Origin of the sequence: Pseudomonas sp. (assembly GCF_035512415.1) — a bacterium.
GTDB lineage: Bacteria > Pseudomonadota > Gammaproteobacteria > Pseudomonadales > Pseudomonadaceae > Aquipseudomonas.
Window position 1 is genome coordinate 139720 of the sequence record NZ_DATKDZ010000005.1, and the last position, 21532, is coordinate 161251.

A 21532-nucleotide genomic window follows, 5' to 3' on the forward strand; every position below is an offset into this window, starting at 1 on the left:
CCGCTGGTAAGACCCTGATCAAACATGATCGGGGGTGATTATGCTCAGTGGCTCAACGCGCCACCAGCACCTTTGGGAGTACGCACGCTTTCTACCAGGTCCTGAATTTCCTGCGGCGGTGCAACGCTGACCAGCGACACGCCATAGGCAACTGCGAAGTTGATCAGAGCACCCACAGTACCGATGGACAGCGGCGAGATGCCGAACATCCAGTTATCCGGGGTGTTGGGGAAGGTCGCAGTGCCAGGGATAAAGAACCAACCCAGGTACAGGAAGATGTACACGACGGTGAACACCAGACCCACCAGCATGCCGGCAATAGCGCCCTTGTCGTTTACCCGCTTGGAGAAGATCCCCATCATCAGCGCCGGGAACAGCGTAGCCGCGGCGATACCGAAGGCCAACGCCACCACCTGCGCCGCAAAGCCGGGCGGATTGAGCCCCAGCCAGGTGGCCAGCAGGATCGCGACACCCATGGAGACCCGCGCAGCGAGCATCTCCCCCTTCTCGCTGATTTTCGGATTGATCATGTTCTTGATCAGGTCATGACTCACCGCCGAAGAAATGGCCAGCAACAGACCGGCAGCCGTGGACAACGCCGCGGCAATTGCACCCGCTGCAATCAGGCCAATAACCCAGCCCGGCAAGTTGGCGATTTCCGGGTTAGCCAATACCAGAATGTCGTTGTTAACGGTCAACTCGTTGCCCTTCCAGCCGCGAGTTTCAGCGGTCGGGGTGAAGGCAGGGGCAACATCGTTGTACAGCTGGATGCGACCGTCAGCGTTCTTGTCTTCCCACTTGATCAAACCGGTGGTTTCCCAGGTCTTAACCCACTCAGGACGCTCTTCATACGCCAGTGCTGGAGCTTCAACACCCTGCGGATAAACAGTGGTCAGCAGGTTCAGGCGCGCCATGGACGCCACAGCCGGAGCGGTGAGGTACAGCAGGGCGATAAACACCAGGGTCCAGCCGGCCGACCAACGAGCGTCGGCGACTTTCGGCACGGTGAAGAAGCGAATGATTACGTGCGGCAAACCAGCCGTACCAATCATCAGCGACATGGTGAAGAGCACCATGTTCAGCTTGTTGGTGACATCGGCGGTGTAGTCGGTAAAGCCCAGGCCCGCCACGACTTCATTGAGCTTCTGCAGCAGCGGCATACCTGACTCAGTATGCTCACTGAACATACCGAACATCGGAATAGGGTTGCCGGTCAGTTGCAGGGAGATGAATACCGCGGGAATGGTGTAGGCGATGATCAACACCACGTACTGGGCCACCTGGGTGTAGGTAATGCCCTTCATCCCGCCGAACACCGCGTAGCAGAACACCACGCCAGCAGCGATCCAGATACCGGTCGAGTTGCTCACTTCAAGGAAGCGCGAGAACGCCACACCAGCACCGGCCATCTGACCGATCACATAAGTAACGCAGATGATGATCAGGCAGACCACTGCAGCCAGGCGTGCGCCGTTGCTGTAGAAGCGATCACCGATAAAGTCCGGCACGGTGAACTTGCCGAATTTGCGCAAGTAAGGTGCCAGCAGCATGGCCAGCAGCACATAGCCACCGGTCCAGCCCATCAGGAAGGTTGAGTTGGCATAACCACCGGCGGCGATCAGACCCGCCATGGAAATAAAGGAAGCCGCGGACATCCAGTCGGCTGCAGTTGCCATGCCGTTGGTGACGGGGTGAACACCACCGCCGGCGACGTAGAACTCTTTGGTCGAGCCGGCACGTGCCCAGACAGCGATGCCGAAGTAGAGCGCGAAGGAAGCGCCCACAAACAGCATATTGATTACAAACTGGCTCATGGATTATTCCTCGACACCGAATTGTTTATCGAGTTTGTTCATTTTCCAGGCGTAAAAGAAAATGATCACGACAAAGGTGATAATCGAACCTTGCTGGGCGAACCAGAAGCCAAGGTCGGTACCGCCGACAGAAATACCTGCCAGCATGGGTCGAAGAAGTATGGCGAAGCCGTAAGACACCAGGGCCCAGACAACCAGGCTCCAAGTAATCAGACGAACATTCGCCTTCCAGTACGCTGCAGCGTTAGCTTGATCAGAAGTCATAAACTCCTCCGGTTATTGTTATTCTCATGCACCTTCAAGCTAGCAGCAGGCCACTAAGCCCGACAGCTAGACATTGGTATTAGCCACCTGGCACCGCTTCAAGCGCCCCCCTTTTTGTCGATCTAACAAGCACTTGAAACACGCCAGCAACTGGCCGACAAAGCGGGATGACTTTAGTCCAAGAATCCGCCGGGTGCCGGCGCGAGATGCAGCGAGCGGCCTCGACGACTCGCGCAAGGCGGTATTAGCCAGGGCAAAACGCCATTACCCCCCTCTCCTACCCCGCTCTACGCCCCTGCAAATCACCGCGCAGAGGATGTGCTGCGGCACTTGCCGCGCGCAGCATCGCCTGACAACAAAAAACTCAGGACGACGCCATGCACAGAATCGGATTGCCGCGCTATCTGCTCACCTTGTTGCTCGGAGGGCTGGCCAGCACGGCCGCTGCCGAACCGCTCGAACCCGGCCCCGACGAGGCCCTGCTCTATTACCAGCGCAGCGACAACGCCTACGCCGGCTGGGGCCTGCACCTGTGGAACAACCCACAGTGCGCCGGCGTTCGCGACGGCACCAGCTGGGATCAGCCCCTGACAGCGGCCGGCATCGACCCCGAATACGGGGCCTGGTATCGCATCCCGCTGGCTACCGATGCCAACTGCCTGAACCTGATCATGCACAAGGGTGACGACAAGGACCTGGGCGACGATCTGCTCTGGCGCTTCGACGAGCTGGGCCGGCGGGTGTTTAGCCTGAGCGGCAGCGCGCAGTTATCCGCCACGCCCATAGGCGGCGCGCCCCTGGCTATCGACGGAGCCCGCGCGCACTGGCTGGATGTGCATACCCTGGTGCTGCACGGCGGCAGCGCTGCGGCGCGGCTGGAGCTGCGCTACGCGCCGCAAGCGGATATCCGCATCGACGCCGAGCAGCGCAGCGTCAGCGGGGGCAAGGCCATCGCCCTGCGCCCCGGCAGCCTCAGTGCGGCGCTCCAGGCCAGGTTTCCACACCTGGCCGAGCAGCCCGCCTACCGCCTGGAAGCCGGGGCCAAGACCCTGCGCAGAGCCCTGAAAAGCCAGTTGCTGTTGCTCGCCTATGACCAGGACGAGCGCCTGATCAGCGCCACCCAGGTGCAGACACCCGGCGTGCTGGACACCCTCTATGCCTACTCCGGCCCGCTCGGTGCCGAAGTCTCCGGCCACGATGTGCGCTTTCGTCTGTGGGCCCCGACCGCCCAGCGGGTACGCCTGCATGCCTTCGGCCGGGATAAACGGCTGCTGCCCGGCTTCCCCAGGGAGATGCGCGAGCGCCACGGCGTATGGACCTACAACGGCCCGAAAACCCTGGACCGCCAGTACTACCAGTACGAGGTCAGCGTCTATCACCCGGTCAGTGGCCGCATCGAGACCAGTCTGACCAGCGATCCCTATGCCCTCAGCCTGTCGCGCAATAGCCAGTACGCCCAGGTGGTCGACCTGGATGCCGCCGACCTCAAGCCCGCCGGCTGGGATGCGCTGCAGCCGCCACGCGCGGCCAAGCCCGAGGCACGGGTGATCTACGAAACCCATGTGCGCGACTTCAGCGCCGCCGACACCGCGCTGCCCGCGGCCCAGCGCGGCACCTACCTGGCCTTCAGCCAGGTGCAAAGCCGCGGCGTGCAGCACCTGCTCGAGTTGCGCCAGGCCGGGCTGACCGACGTGCAACTGCTGCCGGTGTTCGATATCGCCACGGTCGACGAGGACCCAGCCCAGCGCGTCGAACTGGACGAGCCCTTCGCCAAGCTCTGCGCGCTGTCCGCCACCGCCCGGCGCAACTGGGCGGGTTACTGCAATTCGGGGACCATCCGCGAGGTGCTGCAGGGCTTCGACCCGGCCGGCTCCGAGGCCCAGGCGCTGTACGCCGACCTGCGCGCCCTGGATGCCTTCAACTGGGGCTACGACCCCTTCCACTTCACGGTGCCGGAAGGCAGCTACGCCAGCGACGCCGAGGGCGTGCGGCGGATCCGCGAGTTCCGCCATATGGTTCAGGCCCTGGCTCATCTCGGCCTGAATACGGTGATGGATGTGGTCTACAACCACACCCACGCCTCGGGCCTGGGCGAACAATCGGTGCTCGACAAGCTGGTGCCCGGCTACTACCACAGGCGCGACCCGGTCAGCGGCGCGGTGGAGCGCTCCACCTGCTGCGACAACACCGCCGCCGAGCACGCCATGATGGAAAAACTGATGGTCGACTCGCTGCAGGTCTGGGCGCGCGACTACAAGATCGGTGGCTTTCGCTTCGACCTGATGGGCCACCATATGCGCGGCAATCTGCTTAAAGCGTACAAGGCGGTGCGCAAGATCGACCGCAACACTTACTTCTACGGCGAAGGCTGGAATTTCGGCGAGGTGGCCAACGACGCCCGCGGTGTCAACGCCACCCAGTTGAATATGGCCGGCAGCGGCATCGGCACCTTCAATGATCGCCAGCGCGATGCCGTGCGCGGCGGCGGGCCTTTCGATGGCGGCGACAGCCTGCGGCGCAACCAGGGTTTCGCCAATGGCCTGTACGTGCGGCCCAACGAGCTGAACAGCGGCAGCGCCAATGAGAAAGCCGAGCTGCTGAAATTGGCCGATCTGATTCGCGTCGGCATCGCCGGCGGGCTGCGCGACTATGCCTTCGAAAGCGCCGACGGCAGCCTCAAGCGCGGAGCCGAGATCGACTACAACGGCCAGCCAGCCGGCTACACCCGCGACCCGCAGGAGACCCTCAACTACGTCTCCAAGCACGACAACCAGACCCTCTGGGACATCAACCAGTACAAGCTGGCCGCCTCCCTGAGCAGCGCCGAACGGGTGCGCCTGCAGCTGCTCGGCCTGGCCGTGCCGCTGCTGAGCCAGGGCGTGCCCTTTATCCATATGGGTTCGGATATCCTCCGCTCCAAATCCATGGAGCGCGACAGCTACGACTCCGGCGACTGGTTCAATGCGCTGGACTTCGGCTACCAGGACAACAGCTGGAATAGAGGCTTGCCGCGCCAGGACAAGGACGGCGACAACTGGCCGCTGATCCGCCAGATCATCGCCGATCCCAACGCCAAACCGAGCAGCGCCGATATCCTCGCGGCCAAACGCCAGTTCCTCGAACTGTTGAGAATTCGCAGCAGCAGCCCGCTGTTCCAGCTCGCCAGCGCCAAGGAGATCAATAAGCTCCTGCGCTTTCACAACACCGGGCCGCACCAGTTGCCCGGCGTGATCGCCTTTAGCCTGGACGACAGCCAGCAGGCCGGCCGCGATCTCGACCCCGAGCATCAAGCGCTGATGGTCATCCTTAACGCCAGCCCCGATCCGATCAACCTACCTGATGCCCTGTCCGGCTTCAGCCTGCACCCCGTGCTGCGCAACTCCAGCGATGCGCGCAACCGCGAGGCCAAGGTGGCGGATGGGCAGTTCCAGGTGCCCGGGCTGACCGTGGCGGTGTTTGTGCAGCCGCAACAAAAGCGGCGCTAAGCGATGGCTCGGGCGACGCAGGTTCGTAGCTGAACGCCGTGCGCACCACACCTGCGCTCGCCGATGGAGCGCATGGTGTTCAACCGGGGCTTCGGCCGCCCCCCCAAGGGAAACAGCCCCCGGTTGCCAGCGGTGCGCGCGGCCTAGACGGCCCCGCGACACCCTACGGTCTCGACCGCGTAGGGCGGGTGCAACCCGCCGGGCGTCTCATCGCTCCGCGCGGCGGAAACAACGCCGCAATCATCAACGCCAGCTTGTGCCCCACCTGCGCATCCTCGCGCAAACCCACATGCCCGCTCATCGCCCGTACCACAGGCGGAAGAAACCGGCGGCGAGCAACAAACCCACCTGACCAAGCGCCACGCACAGGCTGAGAAAGGACAGCACATGGCGGTTTTGCGCCGCATCGGCCAGCCCGGTCAGGCTCTCCCAGAAAGCATCTGGCAGCAGCGCCAGGCTCAGTTGCGCCAGGGGCTGGCCGGTCAGTTGCAGGCCCTTGATCAGGTCGAACTGAGCACAGAACATCAGGCCCAGCAGCACCATAAAGGCCACCGCCAGCCCCAGGGCGAAACAAGCAGAAAACTGCATAATCAAACGCACCATCTTTATCTCCCCTAGCAGCGCAGGCCGGGCCTGCGCTGCTGTCTGTCAAAGCTTGCTGGCTGGGCTGGCAAGTGGCAGGCGGCCGACGCCGTACCAGTCGAGTTTGCGCGTCAGCACCATCACCCCGGCGAGCACGCCGAATACCAACACCGAGCCCATCAGCAGGGCGTAGTCCTCGGCCCCGAGCAGGCCGAACAACATGGCGTAGAGCAGCGCCAGCACGGCACCAAAACCCGCGCCACGCAGAGCGCTATGCAGCACATAGCTGACGTAGAAGCCAATCAGCAGCACGCAGGCGGTCGCCGCAATGCCATAGGCCAGGGCAAAACTCAGGTGCTCGGACAGCGACAGCAGCAGCAGGTAAAACAGCGCCAGCGACATGCCCACCAGGGCGTATTGCACCGGGTGTACGGCCATGCGTTTGAGCACTTCAAAGAGGAAGAACACGGCGAAGGTCAGGCCAATAAACAGCAGCGCATATTTGATCGCCCGCTCGGTCTTCAGATACTGGTCCACCGGGTCGACAAAGCTCACGCCGAAGTTGCGCGCAGTCAGCGCATTGCAGCTGTCTTCACGTACGCAATCGGCCAGCGCCTCTTCCAGGTTGGTGGCGAAGAAACTGGTCTGCCAATGCGCCGTGAAGCCCTTGGCCGTTACCTCACGGCTACTCGGCAGGTATTCGCCGACAAAGCTCGGATGCGGCCAGCTGGAGCTCAGTTCGACCCGGCTGTCGCGGCCCACCGGGGTGATGCTCAGCTGCTCGGTGCCCTGCAGTTTGAGGTCGAAGGCGAACTCCAGAGTTTGCCCGCCCTGGGTATCCAGCGCCGGCAGCGGCGCATGTACACCGGCACCGAAACGCTCTTCGGCGCTGCCTGGGGCAAAGCTCAGGTCTTGCCCGTTGAAGCGCAGCTGCAGGTCATTGCTGATACCGCGGATATCGCTGATGCCGACCGAGAGAAATGGCCGGTCGAATTGATACAGACCCAGATCGTCCCCCAACCCCAGGCGCGCCGGCAGCTTGAAGGCACCACTGATCTGGTTGTCACTGCGGTACAGCAGCGCCTTGTAAATGCCGCGCGCACGTTCCTCGGTGGCGACCTGGCCATTGAGCACAAAGCGTTCCGGCAGGAAGTACAGGCGGCCACGGCTGCGCTGCTCTTCCATATAACGCTCGCCGGTCTTGGCGTGGGTTTTCCACTGGTGCCAGACCTTGGTGTAGGGCATTACCAGGATCGGTCCGGTGAGCTGCTGGCGGTAACTGGAGCTGCGCGCGATGTCCTGCAGCACCTCGGCGCGCTGATACTGCCGCTCGCTTACCAGCCCACCGATCATCGACAGCGGGACCAGCAACAACATAATCAGCAGGGCGATGGCACCCAGCTTGAAACCCAGAATGCGATTCATGGGGCAACTCTCCGATACGGTTTAGGTAGGCAGAGTCTGGGCGGCGCTGGTGGTGGCTTTATGGAGCGGATATGCAGACTCGATGAAGATCCCGAGGGGCTGCATGGACAGCCGCGGAGATAATGGGTAGCGTCGGCCCACGGACCCGCCCCACCTCAACTACATGGAAGTTACCTGCATGCCCCCACACAACCCCTACGCCACCCCCAACGCCGCCATCGGCACCCTGGAAGAGGGCGTCAGCGACGAGGCGATCGACGCCCTGGACGTCTCCGACACCTGGAAGGCACGCTTCAAGGCCATCCACCACGCCGGCGGGGTCAAGCTCGACAAGCTCAAGCAACTGGAGCCAAAAGAGCGGCGCAAAGCCTTCAGCTTTAACGTCTACGGGTTCTTTTTCGGGCCGATCTACTACGCCATCAAGGGCATGTGGAAAAAGGGCCTGAGCCTGCTTCTGGCCTGCGCCGTGGTGGTGATAGGGCTGGGCATGGGCCTCGACTACTTCGGCTACAGCAAGATCGCCAACGCCCTTGGTTATGGCGTCAGCGCGGTCTTCGCGGTGCGAGCCAATATCGATTTCTACAAGAAGAAGGTGCTGGGCGATAACGGCTGGTGGTAAACGCCCGATGTTTGTTTGATCGATCAATAAAAATCGGCCTAGACTGCGCCCATCCAGGGGCTACCCCTTATCGACGGAGAAGCAGATGCCCAAGGTCGGAATGCAACCGATCCGCCGCTCACAACTGATCGCGGCCACCCTCGAAGCGGTCGACCAGGTCGGCATGGGCGATGCCAGCATCGCCTATATCGCGCGGCTGGCCGGGGTGTCCAACGGCATCATCAGCCACTATTTCAAGGACAAAAACGGCCTGCTCGACGCCACCATGCGCCATCTGATGCAGGCGCTTAGCGATGCCGTGCGCGAACGCCGCGCCAGCCTGCCGCCGGACCAGCCGCGCGAGCACCTGCGGGCGATGATTGAAGGCAACTTCGACGACAGCCAGGTCAACGGCCCGGCAATGAAAACCTGGCTGGCCTTCTGGGCCACCAGCATGCACCAGCCGGCGCTGCGCCGCCTGCAGCGGGTCAACGACCATCGCCTGTATTCCAATCTGTGCGGGCAGTTCCACCGGGTATTGCCGCAGGAACAAGCGCGCACCGCCGCCCGTGGCCTGGCCGCTCTGATCGATGGCCTGTGGCTGCGCGGGGCGCTGTCTGGCGAAGGCTTCGATACCGAACAGGCCATGCAGATCGCCTACGAATACCTGGACCTGCAGTTGGCCAAGGCGGGCTAACCTCGTAGGGTGAACAACGCGAAGCTTGTCCACCACCGAACGCCTTGGTCAGCCCGTTACACAGCCGAACGCCCGGTGCGCACGGCGCACCCTACTGGATGCCTGCGCCCTGTGGCAGCGGTGGCACAACCGGCTGCTCGCTGGCGGCCAGATCGGCCTTCATCGCCTTGAGCAGGGCGACCATATACAGCAGCAACACCACCGAGAATGGCAACCCGGCCAGCACCACCACGGTCTGCATGGCGGTGAAGTTGCCGGCGAACAGCAGGCCGATGGTCACCAGGGTAATCACCACACTCCAGAAGATCCGCAGCCAGGCTGGCGCGTCTTCGTCCAGTTCACTGCCCTGACGCGACAGGTTGGCCAGCATCACCGAACCGGAATCCGCCGGGGTGAGGAACAGCACAAAGCCGACGCAGATCGATACACCAATCACCACCTTGGACCAGGGGTAATGCTCCAGCAACAGGTAGATCGACATGGCCGGCTGCTCCAGCGCGGCCTTGCCCAGATCCGCCGCGTTGTGGTTCATCACCAGATCCAGGGCGCTGTTGCCGAAGATCGACAGCCAGGCCAGGGTGAAGCCCAGGGGAATCAGCAGCACGCCGTAAATCAGCTCACGCACCGTGCGGCCACGGGAGATACGCGCGATAAACATGCCCACAAAGGGGGCCCAGGAAATCCACCAGGCCCAGTAGAACAGGGTCCATAGGCCCATCCACTCTTCGCTCTTGCCGGACTGGCCGGTGTACACGTAGAGGTCGAAGGTCTTCAGCACCAGGCCGTTGAGGTAGTCGCCGAGGTTCTGCACCAGGCTGTTGAGCAGGTGCAGGGTGTCGCCGGCCAGCAGCACAAACAGCAGCAGGCCGCTGAACAGCACGATATTCAAGTTGGACAGGCGGCGGATGCCCTTCTCCACCCCGGACACGGCCGCCAGGGTCGCCACCGCGCTCATCACCAGAATTACCGCCAGCAACGCGCCCTGGCTGTTGGGCAGATCGAACAGATATTCCAGCCCGGACGCCACCTGCAACGAGCCGATGCCCAGATTGGTCACCAGGCCCAGCAGGGTGACGAAGATGCCGAAGCAGTCCACCACATTGCCCACCCAACCACGGGTCAGGCGCTCGCCGAACAGCGGGTAGAGCGCCGAACGCAGGGCCAGCGGCTGCTTGTGGCGGTAAGCGAAGTAGCCCACGGCCAGCCCGACCAGAGCGTAGATCGCCCAGCCGTGCACGCCCCAATGGAGAAAAGTCAGCTGCAGTGCCTGGCGCGCAGCCGAGGCGGTGCCCGCTTCGCCTTCCGGCGGATTGAACAGATGATCGATCGGCTCGGAGGCGGCGAAATACAGCAGCGAAATGCCGATCCCCGAGGAGAACAGCATGCCGGCCCAGGCCCCGTAGCTGAATTCCGGACGTTCATGGTCTTCACCCAGGCGCAGGTTGCCGTAGCGTGAGAACGCCACATAGAGCACGAAAAACAGGTAGGCACCGATGGCCAGCATGTAATACCAGCCGAAGCTGCGCGACAGCCAGATCTGGACTTTGCCCAGCCAGACACCGGCGGCGTCCGGAAACAGGATCAGAGCCAGGGTAAGGCCTAGAATCAGTGCCGTGGAGCCGAAGAACACGAGCGGATTCAAGCGCACCTTGGCGGGGCTTGTTGTTGTCAGAGAGGCAGTAGGCATGGTGGAGATGAGCTCCAAGGCAATGGAAACGTACGCACCGCTGTACGCCAGCGATTGCGCCGAGAGAACCGGCCGACTGTCTGCACGCCTCTACGGCGCACCTTGCAGACGGCTCACCCGTCTGCGGCGATGTGCCGCAGCGGGGGTCGTTGCGGCGAGCTTATTCTTTGTTGTTTGAACGTTCAATAAAAATAAAGTAGGCTCAAACCACCTTGCCTCTGGCGGTCCGCACCCGTCATGCCCCCAGCCAACAGATATAAGAGAGGACGCACCCATGGCCCGATTCGGCGAACAGAAGCTCTATATTGGCGGCCGCTATGTGGAAGCCAGCAGCGGCAGCACCTTCGAGTCGATCAATCCGGCCAACGGTGAAGTCCTGGCCAATCTGCAGCGCGCCAGCCAGGCCGATGTCGAGCTGGCCGTGGCCAGCGCCGCCGCTGGGCAGAAGGTCTGGGCGGCGATGACCGCCATGCAGCGCTCGCGCATCCTGCGCAAGGCCGTGGACATCCTGCGTGAGCGCAACGATGAGCTGGCCGCGCTGGAAACCCTCGACACCGGCAAGCCTCTGAGCGAAACCCGCTACGTCGATATCGTCACCGGTGCCGACGTGCTGGAGTACTACGCCGGCCTGATCCCGGCCATCGAGGGCGAGCAGATCCCGCTGCGCGACACCAGCTTCGTCTACACCCGTCGCGAGCCCCTGGGCGTGGTCGCCGGTATCGGCGCGTGGAACTACCCGATCCAGATCGCCCTGTGGAAGTCCGCCCCGGCCCTGGCCGCCGGCAACGCAATGATCTTCAAGCCCAGCGAAGTCACCTCGCTGACCACCTTGAAGCTGGCCGAGATCTACACCGAGGCCGGCCTGCCCGATGGCGTGTTCAACGTGCTCACCGGCAGCGGCCGCGAAGTCGGTCAGTGGCTGACCGAACACCCCGGCATCGAGAAAATCTCCTTTACCGGCGGCACCGCCACCGGCAAGAAGGTCATGGCCAGCGCCTCCAGCTCTAGCCTCAAGGAAGTGACCATGGAACTGGGCGGCAAGTCGCCGCTGATCATCTTCGAAGACGCCGACCTCGACCGCGCCGCCGATATCGCGGTCATGGCCAACTTTTACAGCTCGGGCCAGGTCTGCACCAACGGCACCCGGGTATTTATTCCGCGCATGCTGCAGGCGCGCTTCGAGGCCAAGGTGCTGGAGCGGGTCAAGCGCATCCGCCTGGGCAACCCCGAAGATGAGGCCACCAATTTCGGCCCACTGGTAAGCGCGGCGCAAATGGACAGCGTGCTCGGCTATATCGACAAGGGCCGCGCGCAAGGCGCACGCCTGCTGATCGGCGGCCAACGCGTGACCGAAGGCGAGTACGCCAAGGGGGCCTATGTCGCCCCGACCGTATTCACCGATTGCACGGATCAGATGACCATCGTCCGCGAAGAGATCTTCGGCCCGGTGATGAGCATCCTGGTCTACGACAGCGAAGAAGAAGTGATCCGCCGCGCCAACGACACCGACTACGGTCTGGCGGCCGGCGTGGTAACCCGCGACCTGGCCCGCGCGCACCGGGTCATCCACCAGCTGGAAGCCGGCATCTGCTGGATCAACACCTGGGGCGAGTCGCCGGCGGAAATGCCGGTGGGCGGTTACAAGCAATCCGGCGTCGGCCGCGAGAACGGCCTGACCACCCTGGCGCATTACACTCGGATCAAATCGGTACAGGTCGAACTGGGCGGCTACGCCTCGGTGTTCTAAAGACTTACTCGTAGGGTGGATGACGCTTCACCCATCCACCAACTGCAATGGTGGATGAAAACAGCGTCATCCACCCTACATAGGGCCGCCCCGTAGCCCGGATGCAATCCGGGAGCAGTCAGCGCGTTTTTCCCGGATTGCATCCGGGCTACAGGAAAATTTATGTCCCAAGAATTCGATTACATCATCATCGGTGCCGGCTCGGCCGGTAACGTGCTGGCCACCCGCCTGACCGAGGACGAGGGCGTCAGCGTGCTGCTGCTGGAAGCCGGCGGCCCGGACTACCGTCTCGACTTTCGCACCCAGATGCCCGCCGCCCTGGCCTACCCGCTGCAGGGCCGGCGCTACAACTGGGCCTACGAAACCGACCCCGAGCCCTATATGAATAACCGCCGCATGGAATGCGGGCGTGGCAAGGGCCTGGGTGGCTCGTCGCTGATCAACGGCATGTGCTATATCCGCGGTAACGCCATGGACTACGACGGCTGGGCCAAGGAAAAGGGCCTGGAAGATTGGAGCTATCTGGACTGCCTGCCGTATTTCAGGAAAGCAGAAACCCGCGATATCGGGGCCAACGCCTACCACGGTGGCGACGGCCCGGTGTCGGTCACCACGCCGAAGAACGGCAATAACCCGCTGTTCCACGCCATGGTCGAGGCCGGCGTGCAGGCTGGCTTCCCGCGCACCGACGACCTCAACGGTTACCAGCAGGAAGGCTTCGGCCCCATGGACCGTACTGTCACGCCCAAGGGTCGACGCGCCAGCACCGCCCGCGGCTACCTGGACCAGGCCCGTGAACGGCCAAATCTGAGCATCGTCACCCACGCCCTTACCGACCGCATCCTGTTCAGTGGCAAGCGCGCCATCGGCGTGGCCTACCTGCAGGGCGACGGCGATACCCCGGTGATCGTCAACGCCCGCCGCGAAGTGCTGCTGTGCAGCGGTGCCATCGCCTCGCCGCAGATCCTCCAGCGCTCCGGAGTCGGCCCGGCCGCCCTGCTGCGCGAGCTGGATATCCCGCTGGTGCACGAACTGCCCGGCGTCGGCCAGAACCTGCAAGACCACCTGGAGCTGTACCTGCAGTACGCCTGCAAGCAGCCGGTGTCGCTCTACCCGGCGTTGCAATGGTGGAACCAGCCGGCCATCGGGGCCAACTGGCTGCTGCGCGGCAAGGGCCTGGGGGCCAGCAACCAGTTCGAGGCCGGCGGCTTTATCCGCTCCCGCGCCGAGTTCGAATGGCCGAATATCCAGTACCACTTCCTGCCGGTGGCGATCAATTACAACGGCAGCAACGCGGTCAAGGAGCACGGTTTCCAGGCCCATATGGGCTCCATGCGCTCGCCCAGCCGCGGTCGCATCCAGGTCAAGTCGAAGGATCCGCGCCAGCACCCGAGCATCCTGTTCAACTATATGAGCAGCGAGCAGGACTGGCAGGAGTTCCGCGACGGCATCCGCATCACCCGCGAGATCATGGCGCAGTCGGCCCTCGATCCGTTCCGTGGCCGCGAACTCAGCCCCGGCAAAGAAGTGCAGAGCGACGCAGAACTGGACGCCTTTATCCGCGAGCACGCGGAAACCGCCTTCCACCCCTCCTGCTCATGCAAGATGGGCGAGGACGACATGGCAGTGGTCGATGGCCAGGGCCGGGTCCACGGCATGGAAGGGCTGCGGGTGGTCGATGCGTCGATCATGCCGCTGATCACCACCGGTAACCTGAATGCGCCAACCATCATGATGGCCGAGAAAATCGCCGACAAAATCCGCGGTCGCACGCCCCTGCCGCGCAGCACCGCGCCCTACTACGTGGCCGGCAGTGCGCCGGTACGCGGCACGGCGCAACGCGCAGGCTAGGTCGGCTAAATAGAGTGCGCCTACGGCAATAGGCCAGCCCCCGGTCGCAGCAACGCCTGCCCGGGGCGCGCGCCTGCTACACTGCGCGCCATTTTGCTTATCAGGCCTGTACCGTGACCAACACCGCGTTCTCTTCTCTGCCCCTTTCCGCCGCCATGCTGGCCAATCTCGAGTCCCTCGGCTACACGGAGATGACCCCGATCCAGGCCCAGAGCCTGCCGGTGATGCTCAAGGGCATGGACCTGATCGCCCAGGCCAAGACCGGCAGCGGCAAAACCGCGGCCTTCGGTATCGGCCTGCTCAACCCACTTAATCCGCGCTTCTTCGGCTGTCAGGCACTGGTGCTGTGCCCGACCCGCGAGCTGGCCGACCAGGTGGCCAAAGAGCTGCGCCGCCTGGCCCGCTCCGCGGACAACATCAAGATTCTCACCCTGTGCGGCGGCGTGCCGTTCGGCCCGCAGATCGGCTCCCTGGAACATGGCGCGCAGATCATCGTCGGCACCCCCGGGCGCATCCAGCAGCATCTGAGCAAGGGCACCCTGAAGCTCGACGGCCTCAACACCCTGGTGCTCGACGAAGCCGACCGCATGCTCGACATGGGTTTCTACGACAGCATCGCCGAGATCATCGGCCAGACCCCGACACGCCGGCAGACCCTGCTGTTCTCCGCCACCTACCCGAGCGGGATCAAGCAACTGTCCGCGGCGTTTATGCGCAACCCGCAGCAGGTCAAAGCCGACGCCCTGCACGACGATACCCAGATCGAGCAGCGCTTCTACGAGATCGCCCCGGAAGAGCGCATGGACGCGGTGGTCAAGCTGCTCAACTGCTACCGCCCGCAATCCTGCGTGGCCTTCTGCTTTACCAAGCAGCAGTGCCAGGAAGTGGTCGATCACCTCACCGCCAAAGGCATCTCGGCCGCCGCACTGAACGGTGACCTGGAGCAACGCGACCGTGATCAGGTGCTGGCAATGTTTGCCAATCGCAGCTTGTCGGTGCTGGTAGCCACCGATGTGGCCGCCCGTGGCCTGGATATCGATGCGCTGGACATGGTGATCAACGTGGAACTGGCGCGTGACTCGGAAATTCACATTCACCGCGTCGGCCGTACCGGTCGTGCCGGCGAAAAGGGCCTGGCCATGAGCCTGGTTGCCCCAGCCGAAGGCCATCGCGCCCAGGCCATCGAAACCCTGCAAAGGGCTCCGCTCAACTGGCACCCGCTGAGCAGCCTGAAACATCAGGGCGGCGCGCCGTTACAGCCGCCCATGATTACCCTGTGCATCGGCGCTGGGCGCAAAGAAAAACTGCGCCCGGGCGATATTCTCGGCGCACTGACTGGCGAGGCTGGCATCCCCGGCACCCAGGTCGGCAAGATCGCCATCTTCGACTTCCAGGCTTATGTGGCTGTTGAGCGCGTCGTGGCCATGCAGGCGCTCAAGTGCCTGACCGAAGGCAAGATCAAGGGCCGCACGCTGCGCGTACGCACCCTATAGTTCAAACAGAGCGGCCGCCCCAGCGCGGCCCGTGTGGAGGAGCAGCCCGTGCGCAACATTCTGGTGGTCGAAGACAGCCCCCTGGTGCTGAAAATTCTCGAACATCTGTTCCGTAAGGAAAGCGGCCTGCAACCGATCTTCTGCGCCAGCCTGGACGAAGCCCGGGTGATGCTGGAAACCTCCGCCGAGCTGTTCTTCGCCGCCATTGTCGACCTCAACCTGCCGGACGCACCGGATGGCCAGATCGTCGACCTGGTGATGGGCTACCACCTGCCCTGCATCGTGCTCAGCGGCAGCTACAACGAGCAGCGCCGCGACCAGATGCTGCTCAAGGGCGTGGTCGACTATGTGCTCAAGGAAAGCCAGCACTCCTACGAGTACGCCTTCCGCCTGCTGCACCGCCTGGAAAGCAACAGCCGGGTGAAGATCCTGATTGCCGAGGACAGCGAAGCCACCCGCCACTACATCCGCAATGTGCTGACCCCGCACCGCTATCAGATTATCGACGCCCGCGACGGTGACGAGGCCCTGCGAATTCTCAAGGAGCAGCCGGATATCGACCTGCTGCTGGTGGACCACAGCATGCCGGGCATGAGCGGCTTCGAGCTGGTCAAGCTGCTGCGGCAGAAGATGAAGCGCCACGAGCTGATCATTCTCGGCCTTTCGGCTGACGCGAAAGGCTCGCTTAGCGCCATGTTTATCAAGCACGGTGCCGACGACTTCCTGCGCAAGCCATTCTGCCCGGAAGAACTCAACTGCCGGGTGATGTCGACCCTGGAGCGCCGCGACCTGCTGCTGGCCCTGCGTCAGGCCGCGCAGTTCGATGCCCTCACCGGGCTGAACAACCGCCGCGCCTTCTACGAACACGGCCAGCAGCTGTTCGCCCAGGCCAAGAGCGGCGGGCGCGACCTCAGCGTGGCGATGATCGATCTGGATCACTTCAAGCGGATCAACGACGAACACGGCCATGCCAGTGGCGATGCGGCGCTGATCACCTTCTCCCGGGCCTTTTCCGTGGCCTTCCCCGACGCCCTGCTCGGCCGTCTGGGCGGCGAGGAGTTCGCCATGCTCAGCCAGCAGGACGCGGCCGCCCTGAGCGACACTCTGGATCAGCTGCGCAGCCAGTGTGCCCGCCTGAAATACGCCACAGGCGCACCACCGCTGTCCTTTAGCGCAGGGATCTTCCAGGGCGCGCCGGACGATCTGGAGAGCGCCCTGCACCAGGCCGATATGCGCCTGTACCAGGCCAAAAAAGCCGGACGCGGGCGCAACTGCTGGCAGTAACCGCTTTCCAGGCCGCTAAAAACGACAAAGCCCAACCAGGCATGCCACTGCCTGTTGGGCTTTGTTGCGCGCTGCCTCACGGGTACAGAGTCGTGGAAAACCCAGGCAAGACGCCCAGGCCAAACCCCTTCAATAAAGCGGTTTTATCGTCCGATTCTGTTTTTAACGCCGTATCGGTAACGCAGGTGGTTGTTCAACAGGCCCTAGAGGGTCAGGTTGAGGTTGCCACCAAAAATACCCACCAGACCAATCATGATCAGGTAGATGGCCACGATGTAGTTCAACAGCCGCGGCATAACCAGGATCAGGATGCCGGCAATCAGGGAAATCAGAGGGGTCAGTGCAAGTGTCATCAGGTAGGTCCCTTTTGTTCGAATAAGTATCGGTGACCCGCGCATTGTGCGCGCTTATTGGCCGACAAGACAGTGGCCGCGGGCCCCGCAGCAAAGTTGCCTGGCGGCCTGCCGCGCCGCCACCCGGCCCCTTTCAGGTAAGATGCGCGCTGTTTTGCGCCCGCCGTGGCGCACGTCGCAGGTTGAGGAAATTGCTGTGCTTACACCCCAGGTCGTGATTATCGGAGCCGGTGCCGCCGGGCTTATGTGCGCATTGACGGCTGCCGCGCGTGGCCGCCGGGTGCTGCTGCTGGATCACGCCAACAAGGCCGGCAAGAAGATCCTGATGTCGGGCGGCGGGCGCTGCAACTTCACCAATATGTACTGCGAGCCGAGCAATTTTCTCTCGGAAAATCCGCACTTCTGCAAATCCGCCCTGGCGCGCTACACCCAGTGGGACTTTATCGGCCTGGTGGGCAAGCACGGCGTGCCTTATCACGAGAAAAAGCTCGGCCAGCTGTTCTGCGATAACAAGGCCAGCGACATCCTCGAGATGCTGCTCAGCGAATGCGCGCAGGCTGGCGTCGAGCTGCGCCTGGACACCTCGGTCAGCGAGATCAGCAAGCTGGACAGCGGCTACCAGCTGCAGACCAGCGCCGGCGCGGTGCGCTGCGAGTCCCTGGTGATCGCCACCGGCGGCCTGTCGATCCCGACCCTGGGCGCAACCGGCTTCGGCTACCAGGTGGCCAAACAGTTCGGCCACCAGTTGCTGTCAACCCGCGCCGGCCTGGTGCCGTTCAGCATCACCGACCCGCAGCTCAAGGCGCTGTGCAACGAGCTGTCCGGCACCTCGGTGGAGGACTGCCTGGTCAGCTGCAACGGCCAGAGTTTCCGCGAGAATATCCTGTTCACCCACCGCGGCCTGTCCGGCCCGGCGATCCTGCAGATCTCCTCGTTCTGGCAGCCCGGCGACGTCGTGCATATCGACCTGCTGCCGCATATCGACCTACCCGAGTGGCTGGCCGAACAGCAGCGCGAGCGGCCCAACAGCGAGCTGAAAACCCTGCTCGCCGAGCTGTTTACCAAGAAGATGGCCACCCTGCTGGTGGACAACTGGTTCGCCAACAAGCCGATCAAGCAGTACACGCCCGGCGAACTCAAGGCGATTGCCGAACAGCTGTCCGACTGGCAACTGGTGCCGGCCGGCACCGAGGGCTATCGCACCGCCGAGGTGACCCTGGGCGGCGTGGACACCCGCGAGGTGTCGTCGAAGACCATGGAATCGCTGAAGTCCCCGGGGCTGTATTTTGTCGGCGAGGTGCTGGACGTCACCGGCCATCTGGGCGGCTTCAACTTTCAGTGGGCCTGGGCCTCGGGCTATGCGGCGGCGCAATACGTCTAGCAGTACAGACCTGCGCGCGGGGCCGCATAGGCCCTGCGTAGCCGCGCAGCCCCCATACCCCAGCGCCGAGCGAATATAGACGTTTCCCCGACCGGATCTTTTCGCCACCGCCTGGCAGTTCCACCGGTCAGCCGCTCTGCGCCAGCTATGCTATATGGCAGAGCGCCAGCGCTGATTGGAGGCATGCGCGGGTGTACGCATTCGAGCGGAGGGCGAACCATGATCAAGGCTGTTGTATTGCTGCGCCTGCTGATTGCCTGCCTGTTCGGCCTGTTCGGCCTGCTCAGCGCCGCCAGCCACGCCGACTGGCCAGGCCCCCGTGATGGGCCGGCGGTCACGCCGGGCAAGCGCATAGTGTTCCTTGCGGCCGACTTTCGTAACGGCGGCGTGGTCGGGGTGTACCGCAGCGTCGAGCGCGCGGCCAAGCTGGTCAGCTGGCAGGTGCACGCTTTGGACGGCCGTGGTGATGCCGCGCAATGGCGGCGTATCGCCGAGCAAGCGCTGGCGATGGAACCCGATGGGGTGGTACTGGGGGGCTTCGGCGTGGGGGCCTTGGGCGAAGATCTACCGGCGCTGTTCCAGCAACGCAATATCCCCTTGGTCGGCTGGCACGCTGGGGACAAGCCGGGGCCCGACGAATGGCTGTTCAGCAATGTCACCAGCGACCCGCTGGTGGTCGCCGACCTGGCCGCCGAACTGGTGATCGCCGAAGGCGCGATCGGGGTGGTGATCTTCACCGATAACCAGTTCGCCATCGCCCGGGCCAAGACCGAGCGCATGGCCAAGCGCATCCGCGAGTGCCCGAACTGCCGCCTGCTGAGTATCGAAGACCTGCCGATCTCCGGTGCCTCGGCGCAAATCCCCGAGCGAGTCAAACAACTGCAGCAGCGCTTCGGCTCGGCCTGGACCCATAGCCTGGCGATCAACGACGTCTACTTCGACCATATCCATGTGCCCCTGGCGCGCGTCGGGCGCAAGGATATTCGTCATGTCGCAGCCGGTGATGGCTCGGCCAAGGCCCTGGGGCGAATCAACTCCGGGCTGTCCCAGCAGATCGCCAGCATTGCCGAGCCGCTCGGTGTTCAGGGCTGGCAGGTACTCGACGAACTGAACCGGGCCTTCTCCGGCCAGCCACACAGCGGCTATGTGGCCCGCCCCCTGGTGGTGACCTTCGAGGTGCTGCGCGAGGCCAAGGACCTCAATGTCGGCCTGGATACCTCCCACGAGGCCGGTTACCTGCTGCTGTGGCAACCACACTAAAGCCACTGCGCTATACGGCCGCGCAGGCCAAGGCAAGCCCTAGGGCTCGACCCTATCCGGCAGCGGCTCGTGGGGCAGCCACTTGCGGTAGATGGCAGCAAAACTGCCGTCGGCCTTCATCCCGTCCAGCTCGCGCTGCCAGAGCCTGATCAGAGCCGCATCGGTCTGCGCGGAAAAAGCGATATAGCTGTCGCTGTACATCAGGGTAAATAGCAACTGCACCTCCTCGGCACGGATATCGCCCTGGACCAGCAAAGCGCTGAGGCTGAGGTTGTCCAGCACCATCAGCTTGACCCGGCCCCGCTTGAGCATGCTCACCACCTGGCTCGGCCCAGTGACCGGGGTCAGGTTGCTGAAGCCCTCGGCCAGCAAGCGCTGATGGCTGTACCAGTCGCGCGGCACGGCGATCTCGTCGGCCTCGCGGGCCTGCTCCAGGCGGTCGATGCTCAGGCCGGAGCTGCGCAGGGCATAAAAGCTGGTGACATTGCGCGTGAGCGGGCCGACCCATTTGAACAGCCGCTCGCGCTCCGGGGTGCGCATGGTCACGAACAACCCGGTATTGGGCCGCGTCAGCGCCAGCTGGTAACCGCGGGCCCAGGGCACCAGGCTGATCGGCGCATTCTGCCCGGTGCGGCGCATAATCGCGCGCACCATCTCGGTGGCCAGGCCAGTGGGCTGGCCATTCAGGCTGAAGTTGATCGGCGGGTACTCTTCCGTGTACAGGTGCAAGGGTTGGGGCTGGGGCTGGGCCAGCAGCTGCGTGGGCAGGCAGCAAACCAGCAGCAGACAGAGCCACCCGCGAAACCTGACTGCAGTCACGGGAAATGCCTCATGGCAGGGGATGTTCCTTCAGGGTAGTCGGCTTGACCCACAAGTACCATGGGCGATGTCAGGAAGCTGGCGTCAACCCCAGGACGATATCGAAACGCGCCACCTGCTCAGGCTCGCGCGCCCCCGCAACCGGGACAAAGGGCACCACCAGCAGCTCGCGCAGGGCCGGCTCGCGAATCGCGTTGAGCAGACCGTCGCGCTGGTTGCGCGGCTCGCCGCGGATATAGCACTGGGTGGCAAAACGCGGCTGCCCCGGCAGGGTGACGGCGAAGTGGATATGCGGGGTGCGCCCCGGATAGGCCACCGGGCGAATGGTGCGAAAGCGGTAGCGGCCATCGGCGGCGGTGGTAAAGCGCCCATAACCCTGGAAATGACTGTCGCGCCGCGCCCTGTCGCCGCCACGGCTGTGCAGGTAGATACCGTGGGCATCGACCTGCCAGATCTCCACCAACGCCCCCTCAAGCGGCGCACCGCGGGCATCGAGAATCCGCCCGTGCAGCTGCACGCGAATACCCTCGGCCAGTTCGGCATGGCCCTCGACCTGCAACAGGTCGTTATCGCGGTCCAGCGGCAATTCGTCCGGGTAGAAGGGCCCCAGGGTCTGCGCCGGGGTCAGCAGGCGCTGGGCCAGGAGCAGTGGCGGGTTCAGCAGCAGAGCGCCGCCGCCAAGCCCGACCAGCAACTGGCGACGACTGATAGACGATTTGAGCATGCGGCCTCCCGCTCGACTGTTGGTGTTTACAGCCTAACCTGGCTGGTGCGCGCAGCCTAGGTGGCCCC

17 protein-coding genes are annotated in these 21532 nt (G+C 63.6%); 9 read left to right on the plus strand and 8 right to left on the minus strand.

What is annotated here, in order from left to right; all coding sequences use genetic code 11:
* Nucleotides 1–44: 44 nt before the first annotated feature.
* Both VMP31_RS01960 and VMP31_RS01965 read right to left on the minus strand, forming a co-directional pair.
* A complete protein-coding gene (locus VMP31_RS01960) occupies nucleotides 45–1814 on the minus strand; it encodes a sodium:solute symporter family protein (RefSeq protein ID WP_325503524.1) in 1770 nt (589 codons plus the stop codon).
* A 3-nt stretch (nucleotides 1815–1817) separates the two neighbouring features.
* Nucleotides 1818–2078: a DUF4212 domain-containing protein gene (locus VMP31_RS01965; protein WP_325503526.1), complete on the minus strand. Its 261-nt coding sequence runs from the start codon at nucleotides 2076–2078 to the stop codon at nucleotides 1818–1820.
* Nucleotides 2079–2455: 377 nt separating this feature from the next.
* Between VMP31_RS01965 and pulA the strand changes: the two genes are divergently transcribed.
* Nucleotides 2456–5563 carry a pullulanase-type alpha-1,6-glucosidase gene (gene pulA / locus VMP31_RS01970; RefSeq protein ID WP_325503528.1) on the plus strand — a complete coding sequence of 1036 codons (3108 nt, stop codon included), beginning with the start codon at nucleotides 2456–2458 and terminating at the stop codon, nucleotides 5561–5563.
* A gap of 297 nt (nucleotides 5564–5860) precedes the next feature.
* Here the strand turns inward: pulA and VMP31_RS01975 are convergent, their stop codons facing one another.
* Together VMP31_RS01975 and creD are read right to left on the minus strand one after the other, a co-directional pair.
* Nucleotides 5861–6166: a hypothetical protein gene (locus VMP31_RS01975; RefSeq protein WP_414705417.1), complete on the minus strand. Its 306-nt coding sequence runs from the start codon at nucleotides 6164–6166 to the stop codon at nucleotides 5861–5863.
* A gap of 45 nt (nucleotides 6167–6211) precedes the next feature.
* Nucleotides 6212–7570: a cell envelope integrity protein CreD gene (creD, locus tag VMP31_RS01980; protein WP_325503530.1), complete on the minus strand. Its 1359-nt coding sequence runs from the start codon at nucleotides 7568–7570 to the stop codon at nucleotides 6212–6214.
* Between the two features lie 178 nt (nucleotides 7571–7748).
* On the opposite strand from creD, the gene VMP31_RS01985 reads away from it, so the two are divergent.
* Entirely contained in the window at nucleotides 7749–8189 is a 441-nt protein-coding gene (locus tag VMP31_RS01985; RefSeq protein ID WP_325503532.1) for a DUF2628 domain-containing protein, read from the plus strand.
* Nucleotides 8190–8274: 85 nt separating this feature from the next.
* Nucleotides 8275–8865 (plus strand): transcriptional regulator BetI, encoded by a 591-nt coding sequence (betI, locus tag VMP31_RS01990; protein WP_325503534.1) that lies wholly within the window; start codon nucleotides 8275–8277, stop codon nucleotides 8863–8865.
* Between the two features lie 91 nt (nucleotides 8866–8956).
* On the opposite strand, the gene VMP31_RS01995 is transcribed toward betI, so the two are convergent.
* A complete protein-coding gene (locus VMP31_RS01995; protein WP_325503995.1) occupies nucleotides 8957–10495 on the minus strand; it encodes a BCCT family transporter in 1539 nt (512 codons plus the stop codon).
* Between the two features lie 331 nt (nucleotides 10496–10826).
* On the opposite strand from VMP31_RS01995, the gene betB reads away from it, so the two are divergent.
* From betB to VMP31_RS02015, 4 genes are all read left to right on the plus strand, one after another.
* Nucleotides 10827–12299: a betaine-aldehyde dehydrogenase gene (gene betB / locus VMP31_RS02000; protein ID WP_325503536.1), complete on the plus strand. Its 1473-nt coding sequence runs from the start codon at nucleotides 10827–10829 to the stop codon at nucleotides 12297–12299.
* Nucleotides 12300–12461: 162 nt separating this feature from the next.
* The gene (betA, locus tag VMP31_RS02005) at nucleotides 12462–14150 is read left to right on the plus strand and encodes a choline dehydrogenase (protein WP_325503538.1); all 1689 of its coding nucleotides are present in this window, start codon (nucleotides 12462–12464) and stop codon (nucleotides 14148–14150) included.
* A gap of 113 nt (nucleotides 14151–14263) precedes the next feature.
* Nucleotides 14264–15643 carry an ATP-dependent RNA helicase DbpA gene (gene dbpA / locus VMP31_RS02010; protein WP_325503540.1) on the plus strand — a complete coding sequence of 460 codons (1380 nt, stop codon included), beginning with the start codon at nucleotides 14264–14266 and terminating at the stop codon, nucleotides 15641–15643.
* Between the two features lie 48 nt (nucleotides 15644–15691).
* On the plus strand, nucleotides 15692–16927 hold the full coding sequence (locus VMP31_RS02015) for a diguanylate cyclase domain-containing protein (RefSeq protein ID WP_325503542.1): 1236 nt from the start codon (nucleotides 15692–15694) through the stop codon (nucleotides 16925–16927).
* Between the two features lie 203 nt (nucleotides 16928–17130).
* Here VMP31_RS02015 and VMP31_RS02020 read toward each other — a convergent pair whose 3' ends face one another.
* Nucleotides 17131–17280, minus strand: a complete 150-nt coding sequence (locus VMP31_RS02020) for a DUF3096 domain-containing protein (protein WP_325503544.1) — start codon at nucleotides 17278–17280, stop codon at nucleotides 17131–17133.
* Between the two features lie 196 nt (nucleotides 17281–17476).
* Here VMP31_RS02020 and VMP31_RS02025 point away from each other — a divergent pair, with 196 nt between their 5' ends.
* Complete coding sequence (locus VMP31_RS02025) at nucleotides 17477–18661, plus strand: NAD(P)/FAD-dependent oxidoreductase (protein WP_325503546.1); 1185 nt, start codon at nucleotides 17477–17479, stop codon at nucleotides 18659–18661.
* Nucleotides 18662–18880: 219 nt separating this feature from the next.
* A complete protein-coding gene (locus VMP31_RS02030; RefSeq protein ID WP_325503547.1) occupies nucleotides 18881–19921 on the plus strand; it encodes a hypothetical protein in 1041 nt (346 codons plus the stop codon).
* 39 nt (nucleotides 19922–19960) lie between these two features.
* Here VMP31_RS02030 and VMP31_RS02035 read toward each other — a convergent pair whose 3' ends face one another.
* Both VMP31_RS02035 and VMP31_RS02040 read right to left on the minus strand, forming a co-directional pair.
* Nucleotides 19961–20740 (minus strand): substrate-binding periplasmic protein, encoded by a 780-nt coding sequence (locus tag VMP31_RS02035; protein WP_325503549.1) that lies wholly within the window; start codon nucleotides 20738–20740, stop codon nucleotides 19961–19963.
* Between the two features lie 70 nt (nucleotides 20741–20810).
* Nucleotides 20811–21464 carry a protocatechuate 3,4-dioxygenase gene (locus VMP31_RS02040; protein WP_325503552.1) on the minus strand — a complete coding sequence of 218 codons (654 nt, stop codon included), beginning with the start codon at nucleotides 21462–21464 and terminating at the stop codon, nucleotides 20811–20813.
* Between the last annotated feature and the right edge of the window lie 68 nt (nucleotides 21465–21532).

What these genes read in the sequence shown, in the direction of transcription:
- VMP31_RS01960 (WP_325503524.1), bottom strand. Translation starts at nt 1,814, where the DNA reads ATGAGCCAGTTTGTAATCAATATGCTGTTTGTGGGCGCTTCCTTCGCG.
- VMP31_RS01965 (WP_325503526.1), bottom strand. Translation starts at nt 2,078, where the DNA reads ATGACTTCTGATCAAGCTAACGCTGCAGCGTACTGGAAGGCGAATGTT.
- pulA (WP_325503528.1), top strand. Translation starts at nt 2,456, where the DNA reads ATGCACAGAATCGGATTGCCGCGCTATCTGCTCACCTTGTTGCTCGGA.
- VMP31_RS01975 (WP_414705417.1), bottom strand. Translation starts at nt 6,166, where the DNA reads ATGGTGCGTTTGATTATGCAGTTTTCTGCTTGTTTCGCCCTGGGGCTG.
- creD (WP_325503530.1), bottom strand. Translation starts at nt 7,570, where the DNA reads ATGAATCGCATTCTGGGTTTCAAGCTGGGTGCCATCGCCCTGCTGATT.
- VMP31_RS01985 (WP_325503532.1), top strand. Translation starts at nt 7,749, where the DNA reads ATGCCCCCACACAACCCCTACGCCACCCCCAACGCCGCCATCGGCACC.
- betI (WP_325503534.1), top strand. Translation starts at nt 8,275, where the DNA reads ATGCCCAAGGTCGGAATGCAACCGATCCGCCGCTCACAACTGATCGCG.
- betB (WP_325503536.1), top strand. Translation starts at nt 10,827, where the DNA reads ATGGCCCGATTCGGCGAACAGAAGCTCTATATTGGCGGCCGCTATGTG.
- betA (WP_325503538.1), top strand. Translation starts at nt 12,462, where the DNA reads ATGTCCCAAGAATTCGATTACATCATCATCGGTGCCGGCTCGGCCGGT.
- VMP31_RS02020 (WP_325503544.1), bottom strand. Translation starts at nt 17,280, where the DNA reads ATGACACTTGCACTGACCCCTCTGATTTCCCTGATTGCCGGCATCCTG.
- VMP31_RS02030 (WP_325503547.1), top strand. Translation starts at nt 18,881, where the DNA reads ATGATCAAGGCTGTTGTATTGCTGCGCCTGCTGATTGCCTGCCTGTTC.
- VMP31_RS02040 (WP_325503552.1), bottom strand. Translation starts at nt 21,464, where the DNA reads ATGCTCAAATCGTCTATCAGTCGTCGCCAGTTGCTGGTCGGGCTTGGC.